Source organism: uncultured Tateyamaria sp. (genome assembly GCF_947497045.1).
Taxonomy (GTDB): domain Bacteria; phylum Pseudomonadota; class Alphaproteobacteria; order Rhodobacterales; family Rhodobacteraceae; genus Tateyamaria.
The window spans coordinates 1-16655 of the sequence record NZ_CANMEU010000015.1; the positions used below are offsets into that span (position 1 = coordinate 1).

At 55.9% G+C, this 16655-nt stretch carries 20 protein-coding genes; 5 read left to right on the top strand and 15 right to left on the bottom strand.

Features of this window, described 5'->3' with window-relative positions; genetic code table 11:
* Nucleotides 1–170: 170 nt before the first annotated feature.
* The 4 genes from Q0859_RS19520 to Q0859_RS19535 form a co-directional block, all read right to left on the bottom strand.
* Nucleotides 171–1286 (bottom strand): FAD-dependent oxidoreductase, encoded by a 1116-nt coding sequence (locus Q0859_RS19520; RefSeq protein ID WP_366523233.1) that lies wholly within the window; start codon nucleotides 1284–1286, stop codon nucleotides 171–173.
* Nucleotides 1283–1753 carry a rhodanese-like domain-containing protein gene (locus Q0859_RS19525; protein WP_299154441.1) on the bottom strand — a complete coding sequence of 157 codons (471 nt, stop codon included), beginning with the start codon at nucleotides 1751–1753 and terminating at the stop codon, nucleotides 1283–1285. Before Q0859_RS19525 ends, Q0859_RS19520 begins: the two co-directional genes overlap by 4 nt.
* A 67-nt stretch (nucleotides 1754–1820) precedes the next feature.
* Nucleotides 1821–2219 carry a thioredoxin family protein gene (locus tag Q0859_RS19530; RefSeq protein ID WP_299154442.1) on the bottom strand — a complete coding sequence of 133 codons (399 nt, stop codon included), beginning with the start codon at nucleotides 2217–2219 and terminating at the stop codon, nucleotides 1821–1823.
* A gap of 15 nt (nucleotides 2220–2234) precedes the next feature.
* On the bottom strand, nucleotides 2235–3026 hold the full coding sequence (locus tag Q0859_RS19535) for a cytochrome c biogenesis CcdA family protein (protein WP_366523234.1): 792 nt from the start codon (nucleotides 3024–3026) through the stop codon (nucleotides 2235–2237).
* A gap of 107 nt (nucleotides 3027–3133) precedes the next feature.
* Here Q0859_RS19535 and Q0859_RS19540 point away from each other — a divergent pair, with 107 nt between their 5' ends.
* From Q0859_RS19540 to Q0859_RS19555, 4 genes are all read left to right on the top strand, one after another.
* Nucleotides 3134–4042, top strand: coding sequence for an MBL fold metallo-hydrolase (locus Q0859_RS19540; RefSeq protein WP_299154443.1), 909 nt, complete (start codon nucleotides 3134–3136; stop codon nucleotides 4040–4042).
* Nucleotides 4042–4986, top strand: a complete 945-nt coding sequence (locus tag Q0859_RS19545; protein WP_299154445.1) for an MBL fold metallo-hydrolase — start codon at nucleotides 4042–4044, stop codon at nucleotides 4984–4986. The genes Q0859_RS19540 and Q0859_RS19545 overlap by 1 nt, the downstream gene beginning before the upstream one ends.
* A complete protein-coding gene (locus Q0859_RS19550) occupies nucleotides 4983–5606 on the top strand; it encodes a Crp/Fnr family transcriptional regulator (RefSeq protein ID WP_299154447.1) in 624 nt (207 codons plus the stop codon). The genes Q0859_RS19545 and Q0859_RS19550 overlap by 4 nt, the downstream gene beginning before the upstream one ends.
* A gap of 75 nt (nucleotides 5607–5681) precedes the next feature.
* Nucleotides 5682–5870: a DUF2892 domain-containing protein gene (locus tag Q0859_RS19555; protein ID WP_299154449.1), complete on the top strand. Its 189-nt coding sequence runs from the start codon at nucleotides 5682–5684 to the stop codon at nucleotides 5868–5870.
* 356 nt (nucleotides 5871–6226) lie between these two features.
* Here the strand turns inward: Q0859_RS19555 and Q0859_RS19560 are convergent, their stop codons facing one another.
* From Q0859_RS19560 to Q0859_RS19610, 11 genes are all read right to left on the bottom strand, one after another.
* Nucleotides 6227–7501: an NAD(P)/FAD-dependent oxidoreductase gene (locus Q0859_RS19560; protein WP_299154451.1), complete on the bottom strand. Its 1275-nt coding sequence runs from the start codon at nucleotides 7499–7501 to the stop codon at nucleotides 6227–6229.
* Between the two features lie 24 nt (nucleotides 7502–7525).
* Nucleotides 7526–8215: a c-type cytochrome gene (locus tag Q0859_RS19565; protein WP_299154453.1), complete on the bottom strand. Its 690-nt coding sequence runs from the start codon at nucleotides 8213–8215 to the stop codon at nucleotides 7526–7528.
* Between the two features lie 5 nt (nucleotides 8216–8220).
* Complete coding sequence (locus tag Q0859_RS19570; protein ID WP_299154455.1) at nucleotides 8221–9555, bottom strand: c-type cytochrome; 1335 nt, start codon at nucleotides 9553–9555, stop codon at nucleotides 8221–8223.
* The gene (gene soxC / locus Q0859_RS19575) at nucleotides 9539–10801 is read right to left on the bottom strand and encodes a sulfite dehydrogenase (RefSeq protein WP_299154457.1); all 1263 of its coding nucleotides are present in this window, start codon (nucleotides 10799–10801) and stop codon (nucleotides 9539–9541) included. Before soxC ends, Q0859_RS19570 begins: the two co-directional genes overlap by 17 nt.
* Nucleotides 10802–10826: 25 nt before the next feature.
* The gene (gene soxB / locus Q0859_RS19580) at nucleotides 10827–12524 is read right to left on the bottom strand and encodes a thiosulfohydrolase SoxB (RefSeq protein WP_299154555.1); all 1698 of its coding nucleotides are present in this window, start codon (nucleotides 12522–12524) and stop codon (nucleotides 10827–10829) included.
* 92 nt (nucleotides 12525–12616) lie between these two features.
* Nucleotides 12617–13447, bottom strand: coding sequence for a sulfur oxidation c-type cytochrome SoxA (gene soxA, locus Q0859_RS19585; RefSeq protein ID WP_299154557.1), 831 nt, complete (start codon nucleotides 13445–13447; stop codon nucleotides 12617–12619).
* A gap of 31 nt (nucleotides 13448–13478) precedes the next feature.
* Nucleotides 13479–13808 (bottom strand): thiosulfate oxidation carrier complex protein SoxZ, encoded by a 330-nt coding sequence (gene soxZ, locus Q0859_RS19590; protein ID WP_299154458.1) that lies wholly within the window; start codon nucleotides 13806–13808, stop codon nucleotides 13479–13481.
* 23 nt (nucleotides 13809–13831) lie between these two features.
* A complete protein-coding gene (gene soxY / locus Q0859_RS19595; RefSeq protein ID WP_299154460.1) occupies nucleotides 13832–14254 on the bottom strand; it encodes a thiosulfate oxidation carrier protein SoxY in 423 nt (140 codons plus the stop codon).
* A gap of 22 nt (nucleotides 14255–14276) precedes the next feature.
* Nucleotides 14277–14732, bottom strand: coding sequence for a sulfur oxidation c-type cytochrome SoxX (gene soxX / locus Q0859_RS19600; RefSeq protein WP_299154462.1), 456 nt, complete (start codon nucleotides 14730–14732; stop codon nucleotides 14277–14279).
* Between the two features lie 149 nt (nucleotides 14733–14881).
* The gene (locus Q0859_RS19605; RefSeq protein ID WP_299154558.1) at nucleotides 14882–15442 is read right to left on the bottom strand and encodes a thioredoxin family protein; all 561 of its coding nucleotides are present in this window, start codon (nucleotides 15440–15442) and stop codon (nucleotides 14882–14884) included.
* An 11-nt stretch (nucleotides 15443–15453) separates the two neighbouring features.
* Nucleotides 15454–16194: a cytochrome c biogenesis CcdA family protein gene (locus Q0859_RS19610; protein WP_299154463.1), complete on the bottom strand. Its 741-nt coding sequence runs from the start codon at nucleotides 16192–16194 to the stop codon at nucleotides 15454–15456.
* 155 nt (nucleotides 16195–16349) lie between these two features.
* On the opposite strand from Q0859_RS19610, the gene Q0859_RS19615 reads away from it, so the two are divergent.
* A complete protein-coding gene (locus tag Q0859_RS19615; RefSeq protein ID WP_299154560.1) occupies nucleotides 16350–16640 on the top strand; it encodes a hypothetical protein in 291 nt (96 codons plus the stop codon).
* Nucleotides 16641–16655: the final 15 nt, after the last annotated feature.

Here is a 16655-nt window from a genome sequence, read left to right on the forward strand (position 1 = left end):
CTGTTTTAATACAGAATTCGCACTTCGTTTGTGAATCCACCCCGGTATATTCCAAAATCCTATAAGGTTTGTTATGTAAAATAGAGAAGAATTTCCATCTCTGTGACCCTCAGGCATTGTCCAACGACTTCGGTACCTTTCGCTGGTCCAACTTCAAGGGAATGACGCGTCTATGCTGAGAATTGCCGCATAAAGTCACGATCAATCTTGTCCTTCAAGCGCCACATCAAGTGACCTGAAAACCCATATCCGGTTTTCTCGCCGAAGGCGTGTTTTCCTCCGAGTGAAACCAGCTTTAGATAGTCGGATTGCGGCTGGTAGGTTCGCAGAGCCCCACCAGACAGGGACAGGTGCAGGTTGGCCGTCAGAACGGGTGCCTGCCTTACGGCGAAAACACCGGCCTTTGGTCGTGGGTCGAAAGACATGTGCGCGCAATCGCCAACTGCAAACACGCCCGGCGCACTGGTTTGTAGCGTTGCATCGACTTCGATGAAACCGTTTTTCAGATGTAACCCAGTATTCCTGACCCAATCGTGAGGTGTGGCACCCGCAGCCCCGACAACGAAGTTTGCGTCAATAGACGTGCCATCCGTGAAGACAACAGAAGATGGCGTCACCTCGGCCACGTTGGCACCCTCCAGAAGCTCAACCGAGTTCCGCAATAGCGCCTGTCGCACAAGTCGTTGGGCTGTCTTGCTGTTGTGCGACAATATCTGACTGCGATCCAAAAGCTTGATGGAAACATCGTTCGGGTCGTTGCGCAGGGCAAAGGCCATTGCCATAGCGATTTCTGCTCCGGCGATACCCCCACCGATGATCGCCGCGTTCTTAGGGCCCTCGGCAGATCGATAGGTATCCCAACGAGATGCAAACTCTGCCAGCGGCTTGGCCGGAATGCCGTTTTCGGCAAAACCCGGAAGTGCTTTCATATGCGACGTGATACCAACATCAACGGACGCCAGATCATATGGCAGCCTGGTCTTGTCTTGCAGAATGACATGCCCCTCGTCGACGTCCATACCTACTGCGCGGCCATCAATGAGTGTTGCCCCAACACGATCAGCCAGTTCTTGAAGATCGATATCCAGATCATCGCGTTGATAGTGACCGGCGACGAAACCGGGCAACATACCAGAGTAAGGCGCGGTTTTGCCGGGGTTGATGACGGTCAGATCCACGTTTCTCAGTGGATCCCTTTTCAGTACATGAAGCACCAGGGCATGCGTATGGCCACCCCCCACAAGGACGACCTTCTTTCGCAAATTTCCGGGTGTGATCACGGTCACAGGCTCACCGGAACTTGCCCATTCAGTTCGGCAGTTGTTGGCGATCTGAGCGGTAAGTCGCGGGCGATCCAGCCGGGACCGGCACCGGACCCAAGCATACCTTCCGGCACATCGAGGATATCGGTGAATCCAGCAGCTTTCAGACGCGTGTTCATGCGATCGGAACGAACGCCTCTGGCGCAGATCAAAGCGACGGGCCTTATGCCTTGTTTGTCATACAGCGCCTGAAGTGTTGCCTCGAAATCCTTGCGGCGCATGTCGATGGGTATGGCCGATTGTCCGACACCCGTGCGTTCCCATTCATCTGGACGGCGAATATCAATGAGATAGATTTCCCCTTTTGTCGCCTGTGCGTCGGCGGCTTCTACCGAAAGTGCGCCTTTGGCATCGGCATCTGCAAAGATGTTGAACCACGTGGCCGCAAAAGTGCCGCCGCCCACCACCGCTGCAAGCCCGGTGCCCAGCATCCAGCGACGGGTGTAATTGTTTTTTGAGTTCGTGGGCATCACCAATTCCTACCAATTGGATTGTGGGCTAGAGACCAGCATCCAGTAGCGATTTGATTTGTGACTGAGAGGTGCCTGCGACAATGCGGCCCAGTTCGTCTTCGCCGCGCAATAGGATCAGTGTTGACCGACGCGGTATCCCGCGAAACACTGTCACTTCATGGTTCTTATAAGTGTCCCAATCGACTTTCACAAAGGTCATCGCCGCGTCATAGGACGGGTTCTCAGCGCGCAGCCCATTGATAACCCGTTCTTGGCGCTTGCACGTACTGCACCATGGCGCAGAGTAGTCAACGAATACCGTTTTGCCATCTGCCAATGCGGCTTCGATCAGGCCGGGTTTGTAATCGGTGAAGTTGGCTGCCAGTGCAGAAAGCGGTGCGACTGTCGCGGCGGCCAGAGTTGCCAGGAGGTGACGTCGTTTCATTTTCGTGTTCCTTTTCTAGAGGGCGACGGACAAGTCTTGCAGCCAGATTGGCATGATATCCAGCAGCCATGCTTCGATGACGTGATGAACCTTGAAGAGCAGCATTGCACCAACTGTAATGAAGGTAACCCCAATGATGGGTTTGGAGCGTTCCGCGAGGCCGCGCAATGCTTGGGCGCGGGTTCGGATTGCTTCGCGCGCACCAAGGCCGAGGCCGATGATCAGCGTCGATACACCAAAAGCGAACGCACACATAATGAGGGTGACATAGCCCAGGCTTTCACCTTGTGACGCCAGTGCGATAGCGCCCCCGAGCGTTGGTCCGATGCAGGGCGACCAAACTGTGCCCAACAGCAATCCGCCAAGGAATTGCCCCCATAGAGAACCTGTATCAATGCCGTCCATCCTCATATCTGCACCCGCCGCCATGCCCGCAGTCGCCACCTCGAAACGTCGCGCAAACGCCGGGGTTACAAGGATCAGTCCGAACGCGATCATCAAGACCGCGCCGACCGGCGCCAACCGGTCCTGTGTCAGCCCGATCCCCGCTCCGAAAGTGGTCACCAGGACGCCGAATGTAACAAACGAAACACTCATGCCGGCAGCAAGCGCGACTGGCCCGGCCTTGCTTGCGTTCAGGGCACCGACAAGAACGATTGGCAAGACTGGCAGGACGCAGGGATTGATCAGCGTCAATAGACCAGCAAGGTAGGCAAAGATAAATTCCATCGGATACTCGGCGCTCGACAACAGGGCATTCGGATAAGGGCGTAGACTATACCAGACGCCAAAAAGTGACACTGTCACAAAGACACTCTCACGTTCCTGTGTACGATGCGTTCAACAAGCTAATTCTTGCCTTTCGCGATAGACACATTCATATTCGTATACAAGAATTTATCGAGAGGATTGAAATGCCATTTTCGCGCCGAAGCGTGTTGCAAGGTGCGGCCACCCTGCCCCTTGTCACCTCCTTTCCTCTGGTTACCGAGGCAGAGCTCTCGTTCGGTAATGCAACACTCACGACTGTGAGTGACGGTAATCTGGTTCTACCTGCGGAGCTGATTTTCGAGCCGATGCCAAAAACTGAGCTTGCGCCGATTCTCACAGAATTTGGGATCTCATCTGAACGTCTGGCCCCTGAATGTAATCTGGCACTTTATCGCGACGGGACGAACACAGTCTTGTTCGATGTTGGCTCGGGACCGGATTTCGCGCCGACGGCTGGCAAAATTGTCGAAAGCCTCGACGCAGTAGGTCTCGGGCCCGAAGATGTGACTCATGTGGTTTTCACCCACGCCCATCCGGACCACATCTGGGGGCTTCTGGATGATTTTGATGAGCCCCTGTTTTCGGAGGCGACCTACATAATGGGACGTGCGGAATGGGATTATTGGTGGAACCCTGAAACCGTCAACACAATCGGGGAAGCGCGTGCCGCCTTTGCCGTGGGGGCAAAACGCCGGATGGAGGCGATCGAAGATGCGGTCGCGCTTATTGATGATGGTGATGAGGTTCTGCCCGGCATTTCGGCTGTTTCATCACCGGGTCATACACCGGGGCACATGGCGTTCGAGGTCCGCAAGGGGTCCGGCTCTGCTCTGATTATCGGTGATGCAATCGGCAATCATCATGTGGCGTCCCGAAAACCTGAATGGATCAGCGGCTCTGATCAGGATGGTACGTTGGGCGTCAAATCTCGCAAGATGCTGCTGGACCGACTGGCCGCAGAACAGATGGCCGTGATCGGCTTTCACCTGCCCGGTGGCGGTATGGGTCGGGTGGAGCGTGACGGCGATGGTTACCGCTTTGTGGGCACATGATGATGCGGTGGGTTGCCTTGCTTTGCCTGATGGCGCACCCGGTTCTGGCGGATGAGGATATTCCCGACCAGTACCCGGGCTCGCCGCTCTATTCCAAACCCATTGAGGTCATTCCAAACGTCTGGTCCGCCATCGGGGCCACTGCCCCGCCCACATATGAAAACTCGGGCCATAACAACAACCTCAGCTTCATCATCACCGGCAACGGGGTGATCGTGATAAACGGAGGCGCGGCCTACATTCTGGCCAAGGCCCTGCACATGGAAATCCGAACGATCACCAATCAGCCAGTGAAACTGGTGATCGACGAAAACGGTCAGGGCCATGCAATGCTGGGCAATTCCTATTGGACGGAACAGGGCGTTCCCATTTTGGCGCATGTGGATGCTGCCCATGAGTTCGAAGAACGTGGCAACCGGATCCTGGAAGGTATGAAACGCTACAACCGTGACAAGGCAGACGGCACCTTTGTTGCCCTGCCAACGGAGACGTTTGAAGACAAACGCGTTATCGAAATGGGTGATTTCACCATCGAAGTCCTTCACCTTGGACCCGCGCACGGCCCCGGTGACACGCAGGTCTGGCTGCCGGAGCAAAGCATGGTGATTGCCGGTGACATGGCTTTTCATCAACGTATGCTGCCAATCTTTGAGGAGACTATTGTCCATGATTGGATCGAAACCTGGGATGACGGTTTTGAGGCGTTAAACGCGACCTACGTCATCCCGGGTCATGGCACGCCCACGAATATGGCACAGGTGCGTCGCTATACGCGGGACTACCTTGTCTATCTACGCGAGAAAGTCGGCGAACATCTGGACAATGGCGGAGATCTGGCCGAAGCCTATTACGTGGATCAAAGCCCTTACAGACACCTTGATACGTTCGATGAACTTGCCACCCGCAATGCGGGCCGCGTTTACGAGCAGATGGAATTTGAGTGACCTCACCTGTACCGCATGATCTTTCGGCATATTTTGCCAAAGGCGATCGCCTTGAGGCACCCGATGGCGCATGCCTTTTTCGACCGGGTGATGAAGGGCGCGCATTTCTGATCGTGAAATCCGGTGCGGTGCGGGTCGAACAGACAAACGGTGCCGGGCGGACTGTCGTACTTTACCGCGTTGAGGCGGGTGACAGCTGTGTGCTGACAACCACGTGCTTGCTGTCCGGCAAGCCATACTCGGGCTATGGTTATGCCGAAGGCGCAGTCGCCGCAGCCGCGATATCAGCGGACAAGTTTCGCACACTGCTCGGCACGGATCTGCGGTTTCAGGCGCTTGTCTTTCGCGGGTTCGCCGCGCGGGTCGGAGAATTGACCGATGTCATCGACGACCTTCTGGAACACCGCACTGATCTTCGTCTGGCCCGCTGGCTGGCGCAGCGCGAAACATCGAACATCCGGATGACACAACAAGAGCTTGCGCAAGAGCTTGGCACGGCACGTGAAGTCGTCTCGCGCACGTTGAAGTCCTTTGAAGCACGCGGCTGGATAGAGATCGGTCGCGGTTCTGTGAGCGTTCTTCAGCCATCAGCCTTGGCAAGCTACGGAAACACGCAATGAAATGTGACACAGTCACTGATCGTTTTGCGCGATCCTGTTTGAATGCATCCCATGCAACAACAGGAACCTTAACGCATGACACGCAATCTTGGACAATTCGACCGCATCGCCCGCCTCGTGCTTGGTGCACTTTTGGCATTACTGGCGGTGACAGGAACAGTCGGCATCTGGGGCTATCTCGGCCTGGTCTTCGTCGGTACCGCCTTCGTGAATTTCTGCCCCATCTACAAAGTTCTTGGCCTCAAGACGTGCCAAGACTGCTGATCCAACGCTTCCTTTGGGTGATGGGTCTTGTGGCTGTCGCGGCTGTTGTCCTGATGATCGCAACCGCAGCTGTTTTCGCATAAACACCTGTCCTCAGCGTACCTGAAGCCTCTGAAAAGGCGGCTTTGGGCGAACTCATGCTGTTTTGGATATCCGCCCGCCCGAGAAATGGCGGCGATGCGGCGTTGCCAAAGGGGCTTGGCCCCTAACCGCCTCTTGAGCCTGCACATTGATAGCCCCAAAGCAGAATAGTGCGAGAATCAATTCGGATCTCGGGTCATCCCCGAAACGTGCCGCTGCTTTTGGCGGAATGATGAAACAGGCCCCGAGCTGAAATCGGGACCTGCGTTCATTGCTCAGACTTTTGCACCAAACATGTCGGCAGTGATGCCTGCGTACCAGCCTTCGGACTCCTCGTAGGTGGTCTGGCGCACTTCCGCGCTTTCACCTGTTGTGGAGATAAAGCCGTCAACCTTGGCAATCTTCTCGTCTGTCGCCTCATAAGTGGCACCGACTTTGACGCCATCGTTGGTATCGATCAGTGACCAGCAGGTGTTGGCGAACTTGGCGGGGAATACTTTTGACCCCGTCAGCGCACCACGAACCGCATTGGCGCAGACCTTGGCCTGACTGTTGGCAGCGAAACCGGATTTCGGCATATCACCCTGCTGGCTCGCGTCACCCAACACATACACATCCGCGTCTGCCTTCGTGGACATGTCCGCTGCGTTGACCGGTGCCCAGTTTCCATCCGTGACGCCAGCAATCTGTGCAATGCGGCCGGCCTTCATGGCGGGGATCACGTTGCAAACGTCAACCTTTGTCTCTTCATCGTCGATGCTCAAGGTCATGCCAGAAGGATCGACACTGACATTGCCGCCACCGAAGTCTTCGCCGATCCAGTCGATCATACCCTCGTAATGATCTGCCCAGCCTTCCTGGAACAACGCCATTTTGGAAAACTTCGGCTTGGGATCCGCCACGATGATCTTGGCTGTGGGGTTGTTGGCCTTGAGGTAATGCGCAACCATCGACACCCGCTCATATGGCCCGGGAGGGCAGCGGTATGGGTTTGGCGGTGCCACCATGGCAAAGGTGCCGCCTTCGGGCATTGCCATCAGTTGTGCTTTGAGAAGTTCGGTTTGCGAACCCCCTTTGTAGGCATGGGGCATTGCGTTCTGCGCATTCAGATCCCAGCCTGCGACAGCGTTATCCACGAAATCAATGCCGGGGCTGAGGATCAGCTTGTCATAGCCGAGGGTCGCGCCGCCCGCCAATGATACGGTCTTTGCGTCGCGGTCCACATCAACGGCCCAATCATGTACGACATTCACGCCGGCAGCGGCGAGACCACCATATGAATGACCAAGGTCATCCATTTGTTTGATCCCACCCAAATACAGGTTGGAGAAAAAGCAGGTGAAGTAAGTACGCGTGGGCTCAACCAATGTCACGTCGACAGCACCTTTGCTGTCCTTGGCGATATAGCGCGCTGCCGTTGCGCCGCCGGCACCGCCGCCGATGACGACCACGCGCGGCTCGGCGTGGCCATCGGCCAGAACCATAGGTGCCGCCAGCGTGGCTGATGCCGCCGCAGCCGTCCCGATAAAAAGTCTTCTGTTTATAGTCATATGGGTCTCCTCCCTAAAGTGGCCTCAATTTTCGAGGCTCTTGAAATATGCCGCGAGTGCAGCAATCTCTTCGTTGGACAGACGGCTTGTAACCATCTGCATGACCGGGTGCTCCCGGTTTTTCTGTTTGTAGGCATGCATGGCTGTTACGAAATCGTCGGTCTCCCAACCCACAATGGCGGGAATGCCATCGTCCGACCCGCTCTCCTGGTGGCAGGTGGTACATTCCGATGACAGGTATTCGCCGTACTCGACATCGCCCTCTATGGCCAGGATATCTGCGGAAATCACAAACCCCTCATCCACCTGTGCGGCCATGGCGCCACCAGAAAAGCTGGCCAGATAGGCAATCACATCAATGCGGTCTTCTTCGCTCTTGAGGCCCCGAAAACTCATCTTTGTGCGTGGGACCATTTGTTTGGGATCTTGCAGGAAGGCGTCGAGGGTCTCTGCTGTCCAATGCAGCCCATCTTGAGCGGCCTCTTTTATCGCTTCCGAGTACTTGAATTCAGGAACGCCAGCCGCGCGCGCCGACAGGATGTTGTTCAGCACCGGACCCACCCTGTTGCGGGCCTCGGGCCCCACCATGTGGCAGCTTGCGCATTTTTTATAGACCTGTTGGCCCCGCTCAGGATCACCGACAACTTCAGCCGCAGCGCCCGTGACAAACACGGACACTGCAACCGACAGGGAGAACCACTTAATGGACTTCATCGTTACTATTCCCCGAACGTCTTGAGGTATTCGGTGACGGCCTCGACATCACCGTCTTTCCTGAGGCCCGAGAAGGACATCTTGGTTCCCTTCATGTACGCCTTGGGCTTGGCGAGAAATCCGGCCAACGATGCCTCATCCCAGATCCGCCCGGCATCCAAGGCGTCTTGAAACGCCGCAGAATATTCGAAGCCGTCAACGGCACCCATTGTTCGGCCCATCAGCGCATTAAGCTGTGGTCCTGACCGGTTCTTGGCACCTTCACCTATCTGGTGACATGCTTTGCATTTCTTGAAGACTTTCTCACCTGCCGCCACAAGTTCCGCATTACCATCTGTGGGCTCAGTTGCCGCTGCTGCCTCTGTTTCTTCAGTGGGTGTTTCCGCGGGTGCATCTTCCCGCGGCTTTTCAGCGGCGACCGGAATAAACGAAGGCCCCGCCGCAGAGAAGGTTGGCAACTCTTCCACGCTGGCATGGTTCATCGTCGATTCACTGCCACCCTCCTCGGGTGTTTCCACAAGGAAGACAGAGCGCATCGTGACAGCGACCTCTTCTTTGCAGTTCTCCATGCAAGGCTCTGTGCGCCATTTCGCGTATTCCTGCGCGGGGCGATCATCGATAACAAACCCGCCACCGTTCGGCATCTCGAAAGTGCCGAGGTTGTCTCGGGTCAGCTCGAACTCATCGTCAATCAGGTCGTTTGAATAGAGAATATAAGCAACGATTGCATAGGTCTCATCCGGGGTGAGCGTGCCTGCCTCACCAAAGGGCATGGATCGGTTCACATAGTCCCAGACCGTCGACAGATGTGGCCAGTAAGAACCGACAGTCTTGACCGGGTCCTTGTCACCCAACGTGTCAAAACCGCCCGCCAGCACCGGCCAGTTGTCGACACCTTCGGCAAAGTCGCCATGGCAGGCGGCACATTTGTCAACGAATATTTCCTCGCCATCAAATGCGTTTCCTGACCCCGCGGGCAAACCCCTACCGTCAGGCAGAACATCAACGTCCCAAGCCGCAATTTCTTCGGGCAGGGCGGGGCGACCAATCGCAAGACTACCGTCGATCTCCGGCGCTGTCAGATTTACAGCTATTGCACTGCGTTCTGCGGCAGCGGCGTGCATCTCAGCAACCCTGGCTTCTAGCTCCGCAGCCCGCGCGGCTTCAGCTTTGGCCTTTTCGGTTGCGGTCATGGCGTTGGCTTCGACCTGGCCCAAACGGGTCTCCAAAAGCTCGATCTTGTCGGCACCATAGTCGCGCGACGCAACGCCATACGCCAGGCCCACAGCCAGTGCGGTGCCACCCAAAGCGGGAATGAAGATGTTAGGAGACTTCGACATTCTCGGCGATCCCTTCTGCGTTCACGTACCAGGTCTGGATACAGTTGTTGTGATAGACGGAGTTCTCACCACGCTCGGTGCGCAGTTGCTCTTTGGTTGGCTGGACATAGCCGGTGTCGTCCATTGCACGGGCCTGGAGCAGCATCGGCGCGCCGTCCCATTCGGTATCGAGATAGAACCGGGTAAGTGCTTTGGTGTCGCCCCGCTTGCCAAGACGTGCGGTTTCCCAGGAAATGCCGCCGTCTTTGGACACATCCACGCGGTTGATTTGCCCGTGACCGGACCATGCAAGACCTGAAATGACCGTCTGCCCCGGCCCATGCTTGATCGGCATCTGAGGGCTGGGCGACGTGATCACGGATTTTGCATCCATTACCCAGGTCCACTTGCGCGCGGTGCCGTCTTCCAGAACGTCGGTGTATTTCGAGGTCTCTTCTCGGCTTTCCACAGCCATGTCCGTGATCTCGATCCGGCGCAGCCATTTGACCCACATGTTGCCTTCCCAGCCCGGCACGACCAGACGCACAGGGTAGCCATGTTCCATCCGCAGCGCCTCGCCGTTGGCCTTGAAAGCCACCAGCACATCGTCCAACGCCTTTTCCATCGGTATGGAACGGCCATTCGAGGACGCATCCGCGCCTTCCACATAGACCCATTTGTCAGGTGATATATCAGCGCCCGCCGCCTTGAGCAGCGCCCGCAACGGCACGCCCGTGTATTCCATGTTGTGGATCATGCCATGCGTGAACTGCACACCGTTCAGCTGTGCGCCCGCCCATTCCATGCCGGTATTCGCGGCACATTCGCAGAAATAAACATGGTTCTCGCGTGGCAAGCGTTCGATGTCGTCATAGGTAAAGACCAGCGGTGTCTCTACCAGCCCGTTGATCATCAACCGATAGTCTTCCTTGCGCATTTCAATCGCACCGGAATGGTGACGTTCAAAAGCGCAGCCTTGCGGGGTGATCGTGCCGTCAAGCGCATGGATCGGTGTGAAGTTGATCGAAGAGATGGGCGAAGCGGTCAGCCACTCCACGTTGCGGCGCACCACATGCTTCTCGAACTCGATGGGCATGCCGTAAGGGACTTCGTCCACTCCGACGCCTGTGTAGGACGCCCAATCCTGCAATTCGGTGATCAGCGGGTCCGCCTCTTGTGCAGCGGCGGCTCCGGCAACGGACCCCGCAGCCATTGCAGCACTTCCTCTCAGAAACGCGCGGCGGGACGGTTTGAACATCTCATCCATGTTTCAATGTCTCCTGTAATTCGGGTCAGGCGCCGACGATTTCGACGCTGTTGTTTTCCTGCACCGTGACGGTGCCAAGCTTGGCGATATGGCTTTCCACCACGTCCCAGATCTGCGGACCTTCGGTGCCCTCATTGACGCTGGCCCATCCGGCAACAACGTAGTTGCGGGCCGCATCAATCGGTGTACCCGTGCCAAGCAGCGTCATGTTGGAAATCCGCGCGCCCTGGGGTTTGGAAATGTCGATGCGGTAGCCAAGACCGCCCGTGCGCACCATGTCACCGCCCTGCTGATAGTAGGGATCTGGGTTGAAGATATTGTCAGCCACATCTTCCAGAACCACCTTCAGGAATTCCCCTGTGAACTCGGTCCGATAGGCCTCTCCGTAAGTCATGGATGTCACGCCAAAGATGTCCTCGCGCGTAATGTCCTGACCGGGGATCAAGGATGGCCCCCAACGCACACCGGGGCTGAGGGCGATCTCAGCATCCCGCTCGCTGATGAGCGCATCGCAGATCAAGTCATCCCAGCTACCGTTAAAGTTACCCCGTCGATAAAGCAGGCTGTCGGTCTGACCGATGACCTCTGCCATCTCTGCCGCGTAAGGTGCGCGTTGCGCATCGATCAGAGCCGCTACATCGGCATCCGGCGCAATCACGTCCGAAAACAGCGGAATGAGCTTGGTCTTGTAGCCCATCATGCGCCCGTCCCGAATATCGAGATCTATGCGACTGACGAACTTTCCGTTGGATCCCGATGCGATGATGATCGTCTCGCCAATCAGCACAGGCTCGGGAAGCGCATCATGGGTATGGCCCGACAGGATCACGTCAATGCCGGGCACAACGCTGGCCATCTTCTTGTCCACGTCAAAGCCGTTGTGGCTAAGCACGACAACACATTCGGCACCGGCGGCACGTACCTCTTCGACCATCGCCGCCATGTTTTCATCACGGATACCAAAGGAATACTCGGGGAACATCCAACCGGGGTTGGCGATAGGCATATAGGGGAAGGCCTGTCCGATGACGGCGATCTTGGTGCCGCCACGTTCAAACATCTTGTAGGGCTTGAACAACTCAGCGGGCTCGTCCCATTCGGAATCAAAAATGTTCTGCCCGAGGGCGGCAAAGGGCAACCTTTCAACAATCTCGTTCACCCGTTCAGACCCGAGCGTAAATTCCCAATGGAAGGTCATCGCGTCGGGCTTGAGCGCATTCATCACGTTCACCATGTCTTGACCTTCGGTCTTGAGACAGGTGTAGGAGCCATGCCAGGTATCACCACCATCCAGCAAAATCGCATCAGGCCGGTCGGCACGGATCGCGTTGATCACCGTTGCCATGCGATCCAAACCACCAATACGGCCATATGTCTTTGCCAGAGCGGAGAAATCTTCAGAACTCAGCGCGTAGTGGCTGGGGCTCCCATCCTCGATCCCATAGAGCCGGCGAAAGTCGGCACCGGTCACGTGGGGCACAACGCCTTTGTTGTCTCCCACGCCGATATTTACTGATGGTTCACGGAAATGCAGTGGCTTGAGCTGGCCGTGAATATCCGTCACATGGATCAGTGACACATTGCCGTAAGTTTCGAACTGCAAAAGCCCGTCCTGCGACAGAGTCTGCTGTGCTGCCAAACGCGCCCAATTGCCAAAGCCCGAGGCACCCACCATGGCCGATGCCGCCATGCCAACCTGAAGAAAATCACGACGCGAGATCATGTGCTGATCCATTCCTTAAGTTAAATGCGCATATTTGAATATCGCGCATAAAGAAGAACCCCGAACAAACATGTGCGGGGTCAAACTTCAGATCAGTTGCGCACGGAGGGGGACTCGACTGCAAGGCCCTGACCACGAGACGCAAGATACAGCTCAAGCGCCTTGAACTCATCACCACCTTCGGCAAACGGTGTCGCACGAATATTCTTCATGCAGCCTTTGAAACGCCCATGCGTGGAGTTCAGCTTGGCATTTTTCAAACGATAGGTCGGGAAACCGTTGATTTGCCCCTGTGAAAGGTGATCGGCGCGGATCATCGTACCGTAGTTGTCCTCGTGGCAGTTGGAGCAGGACATATCCAGCTGACCGACACGGGTGTAGTACAGCTCTTTGCCTTTTTCCCAGAAGGGAGCTGCATCGCCGTCAATCGCCACATCGATTGGCATGCCGCGCGACTGCAACCCGATCAGGGCCGTCACAGCAGTCATCTGGCCACCAGACCATTTCCAGGGCTCTGCACCCATCCGTTCGGTCCGGCAGGTGTTGACAAGATTTTCCATGGAAACCAGTTTACCGTCCTGAACGCGCGGCAGTTGCGGGCGCAGACCGGCAAAATCCTCGATGTTCTCGTGACAGGATGAGCATGCCTTGCCCTCCGTGCCGTCAATCTTGCCGAACTGATCAATGCCCTGATCGACAAAGACCATTGCAGGATTGTCAAAGTCGTCCGTTTGCAGTGCCTGCGTTTCGCCAGAGCGGAAACGCCACCCCGAATAAATCGTGTCGACATTTTCCATATGTGAGGGTGCCGCGGCCTCAGTGACAAGGGCTGTGCCCTCAACATTGAGCGCTTTGCTATCCTGTGCGACAGCAGCCCCGCCAAAACCCATTGCGACCAGCGCAACCCATGGTGCAGACTTCATCATATTCCCTCCCTGACAATCCTGCGTTTTCTTATGAGACAGTGATTGACTTGGTTTCCTTGTAAATATCCCCGTCGTCGTCGTACCATGTGAACTGGAAGTCACCGGATTCAGGGACAACAGCCTCGAACTGGAAGTAGGGGTTTGTCGAGATCGCAGGTTCAAGCGTTACGTCAATGACGTTCTGGCCGTTAAAATCCGCCGTAAAGCGATTGATGATCGAACGCGGGATGATGTTGCCGTCATCATCCTTGCGCTGACCACTTTCCATCTTGTGGCTGATCAGCGTCTTGATGGTGATCGTATCACCCGCTGCGGCGTTCTTTGGGACTTTGACCCGTGGTTTTACACCAGATGCCATGGTTTATCTCCTTGTCTGTTTGCTTAGCCGCCGCAGCCGCCAATTGTGACTTTCACGTTGGCTTTCGCCATCTGGAATGAGCCGTCTTCCATCTTGGCCACAGCGACGACATTCTGCGTGGTGGCGAGCCGGATCCGCGTAGACGCGCTGCGCGACGCGCTGAGTGGGCCGAATTTGAAGGTTGCGACGTTCGGAACCGGGTTGCCGTCCGCGTATAGCGTCACTTCGACGGCACCGGGCGCGTCGACTTCGATTGGGACAGTGTTGCCGTTCTCAGCGATTTCCGGCGCGGTCAGCTTGATGGTGCCCTCACCCACATCCGCCCCGCCCGTCAGCTCGGCAATCGCATCATCTGTCAGGCTCGCAAATGCAGGCAGGCTGGACAGCGTTGCAAAAGCAACTGATCCGGCACTGAGGGCAAGAATCTTTCTACGTGTCAGTTCCATGTGAACCTCCGAATTGAGAAGTTTAGTCTTCTTTGAGCGTTATAAGGTAGGCAACGATGTCCTCGACCTGTTGTGCGGTCAGGATGCTCTTGCCTGCGAATTCGTCCAGCGGGCGTTCATAGCCGCTGTCGACGTAAAAGGCGGGCATGATCGTGCCCTCAAACATCATCTTTGAATTGGTCACGATGCCGCGCAGTTCAGCTTTGGTCCACCGATCCGCGACCCCATCCATTGGTGGGCCCACTTCGCCGTGAAAGCTTTCCTCGGGCAAATCGGCATTCATGTGACATGCAAGGCAATTTCCCTGCTTGCGGTTGGCAAACACTTTGCGACCGTTCGCCGGGTCACCTGCTGTACTTGTCAGCGCGGCCTCAACCGACCCATCCGCAAAGGACACGGCCATCGGCTTCACATCCTCAGCGAAAGCCATTGATGCGCCAAAAACGGCGATCGCGGCAAATCCCATTGCGTGTTTCATGTACCCTCCCTAGGCAGATTCTTCACGGATCTTTTTTCGGTACACTACGGCACACCCAGTTTCTGATGCAACGATAAATTCAATTACATGAATTTTAATATGTTTGCGCGCACAGCATCAGTAAGGCAATTGTCTTCCCGGATTCGGCACTACTGGGATTGTTCCGCAAATTTGCGTGCGTGGTATTTCTGGAAGGGTTCATCACTCTTGTACCCTTCCTCCACCACCCAGCTAAGCATGTTGAGAGTGGTCCAGTGCCCAAAGGCACCCGGCATGTTTGCAACGGCAGCCTGCGGTACGGTTTGGCTGCGTTCAACCTCTTGCGGGAGGAAGTAGATGTTGGGCGTGAACAAGGCACCCCATCGCTTTGCCATGTCTTTCTCAGGCAACACTGTCCCGTCAAAATCAGTGACCTCCACGTCGCCAAACATGTTGATCTGCACAACAAAGTATTTGTCTTCAATGTACTGCGCGATTTCTGGCACCACAAAGACTTCTTCGTGCATCTTCCTGCAGTAAATGCAGCCGCGCTGCTCGATGATGACCATCAGGCGTTTGCCTTCCGCGTTTGCCTCGGCCAGATCTTCCCCCAGATCCTTGAACGTGTCACGCATCCAGTCCGCCTTGTGCAAACCGTCATCACCCAATTCGGCGGCATGCAGGCTTGTGGCGATCATGCACGCCGCGAGAAATGCCAAAAATCGTTTCATGCGTTTTCCTCCTATCCAATGGCAGAGAACCAAGGGATGGTCTCCAGCATCCATTGCGCAATGTAGTTGATGGAATTGGTGGCGATCAGCACACCAAACAGGATGAGCAGCACGCCCATCCCCTTTTCCACAAGCCCAAGATGACGCCGGAAACGTGCCATGAACCGAATGAATGGCCCGATGAAAAGCGCGGCGATCACAAATGGCAAAGTCATCCCGACACCATAGACGAACAACAGCCCGGCCCCTTGCCCGGCTGTTTCCTGACCCGCAGCCGTAAAGAGGATCGCGGCCAGAACGGGCCCGACGCAGGGTGTCCAGCCAAAGGCAAAGGCCAGCCCGATCACAAAGGCACCAATGTAACTGACCTTTGAGCCGTTGCCCGCATCTGCCCGAAATTGTCGGTAAAGGATGCCGATCCGGATCACACCCAGAAAATGCAGGCCCATCGCGATGATGATGCCCGCAGCAACCCAACGCAGCACGTCAAAATACTCTCGCACCATTTGGCCAAAGATCGTGGCAGTCGCGCCAAGACCCATAAACACGACAATCACCCCGAAAGCGAAGAACAGCGCAGAGATCACCGCCCGGCGACGCACGGCCCCGGTCACCTCGGCTTCTGCACTGATCTGGTTCATCCCGACCCCTGCCAGATAGCTGAGATAGAACGGGACAATCGGCAGAATGCACGGAGATAAAAAGGAGAGCAGACCTGCGACCAACGCCCCAACGAACGTGACATCAAACATCAAGTGCCGCCTCTTGCCTTGAAGTATTCAAAGATTAGATTATGATGTATACAACAAATACGTCAACCACGGGAATTCAAGCAGTGTTGAAAGTGGTCTCACTGGCCTTTGGTCTCGCGCTTCCTTTGCCAGCAGCAGCAGACACGTATCTTCTGATGGCAGAGGAAAGTGGATGCTATTGGTGCGCGCGCTGGAACGAAGAAATCGCACATATCTATCCGAAAACCACTGAGGGCCAGATAGCGCCACTCCGGCGCTATGACCTGCACAGTGAAACGCCTGATGTGGATTTTGCCAAAAAAGTGCACTTCACGCCGACATTCATCCTTGTTGAGGACGGAAAAGAACAAGGACGTATCGAGGGGTATCCAGGCGAGGACTTTTTCTGGGGTTTGCTGACAATGATGTTCGAGGGGGCAAACATCTCCTTGGAAAAGGCGAGCTAGGTCAATATGAAAATG

What these genes read in the sequence shown, in the direction of transcription:
- Q0859_RS19525 (WP_299154441.1), bottom strand. Translation starts at nt 1,753, where the DNA reads ATGCTGGGCACCGGGCTTGCAGCGGTGGTGGGCGGCGGCACTTTTGCG.
- Q0859_RS19545 (WP_299154445.1), top strand. Translation starts at nt 4,042, where the DNA reads ATGATGCGGTGGGTTGCCTTGCTTTGCCTGATGGCGCACCCGGTTCTG.
- Q0859_RS19610 (WP_299154463.1), bottom strand. Translation starts at nt 16,194, where the DNA reads ATGTTTGATGTCACGTTCGTTGGGGCGTTGGTCGCAGGTCTGCTCTCC.
- soxB (WP_299154555.1), bottom strand. Translation starts at nt 12,524, where the DNA reads ATGATCTCGCGTCGTGATTTTCTTCAGGTTGGCATGGCGGCATCGGCC.
- Q0859_RS19605 (WP_299154558.1), bottom strand. Translation starts at nt 15,442, where the DNA reads ATGAAACGATTTTTGGCATTTCTCGCGGCGTGCATGATCGCCACAAGC.
- Q0859_RS19555 (WP_299154449.1), top strand. Translation starts at nt 5,682, where the DNA reads ATGACACGCAATCTTGGACAATTCGACCGCATCGCCCGCCTCGTGCTT.
- Q0859_RS19615 (WP_299154560.1), top strand. Translation starts at nt 16,350, where the DNA reads ATGGCAGAGGAAAGTGGATGCTATTGGTGCGCGCGCTGGAACGAAGAA.
- Q0859_RS19560 (WP_299154451.1), bottom strand. Translation starts at nt 7,501, where the DNA reads ATGACTATAAACAGAAGACTTTTTATCGGGACGGCTGCGGCGGCATCA.
- Q0859_RS19570 (WP_299154455.1), bottom strand. Translation starts at nt 9,555, where the DNA reads ATGTCGAAGTCTCCTAACATCTTCATTCCCGCTTTGGGTGGCACCGCA.
- soxC (WP_299154457.1), bottom strand. Translation starts at nt 10,801, where the DNA reads ATGGATGAGATGTTCAAACCGTCCCGCCGCGCGTTTCTGAGAGGAAGT.
- soxY (WP_299154460.1), bottom strand. Translation starts at nt 14,254, where the DNA reads ATGGAACTGACACGTAGAAAGATTCTTGCCCTCAGTGCCGGATCAGTT.
- soxA (WP_299154557.1), bottom strand. Translation starts at nt 13,447, where the DNA reads ATGAAGTCTGCACCATGGGTTGCGCTGGTCGCAATGGGTTTTGGCGGG.
- Q0859_RS19565 (WP_299154453.1), bottom strand. Translation starts at nt 8,215, where the DNA reads ATGAAGTCCATTAAGTGGTTCTCCCTGTCGGTTGCAGTGTCCGTGTTT.
- soxZ (WP_299154458.1), bottom strand. Translation starts at nt 13,808, where the DNA reads ATGGCATCTGGTGTAAAACCACGGGTCAAAGTCCCAAAGAACGCCGCA.
- Q0859_RS19540 (WP_299154443.1), top strand. Translation starts at nt 3,134, where the DNA reads ATGCCATTTTCGCGCCGAAGCGTGTTGCAAGGTGCGGCCACCCTGCCC.
- Q0859_RS19530 (WP_299154442.1), bottom strand. Translation starts at nt 2,219, where the DNA reads ATGAAACGACGTCACCTCCTGGCAACTCTGGCCGCCGCGACAGTCGCA.
- soxX (WP_299154462.1), bottom strand. Translation starts at nt 14,732, where the DNA reads ATGAAACACGCAATGGGATTTGCCGCGATCGCCGTTTTTGGCGCATCA.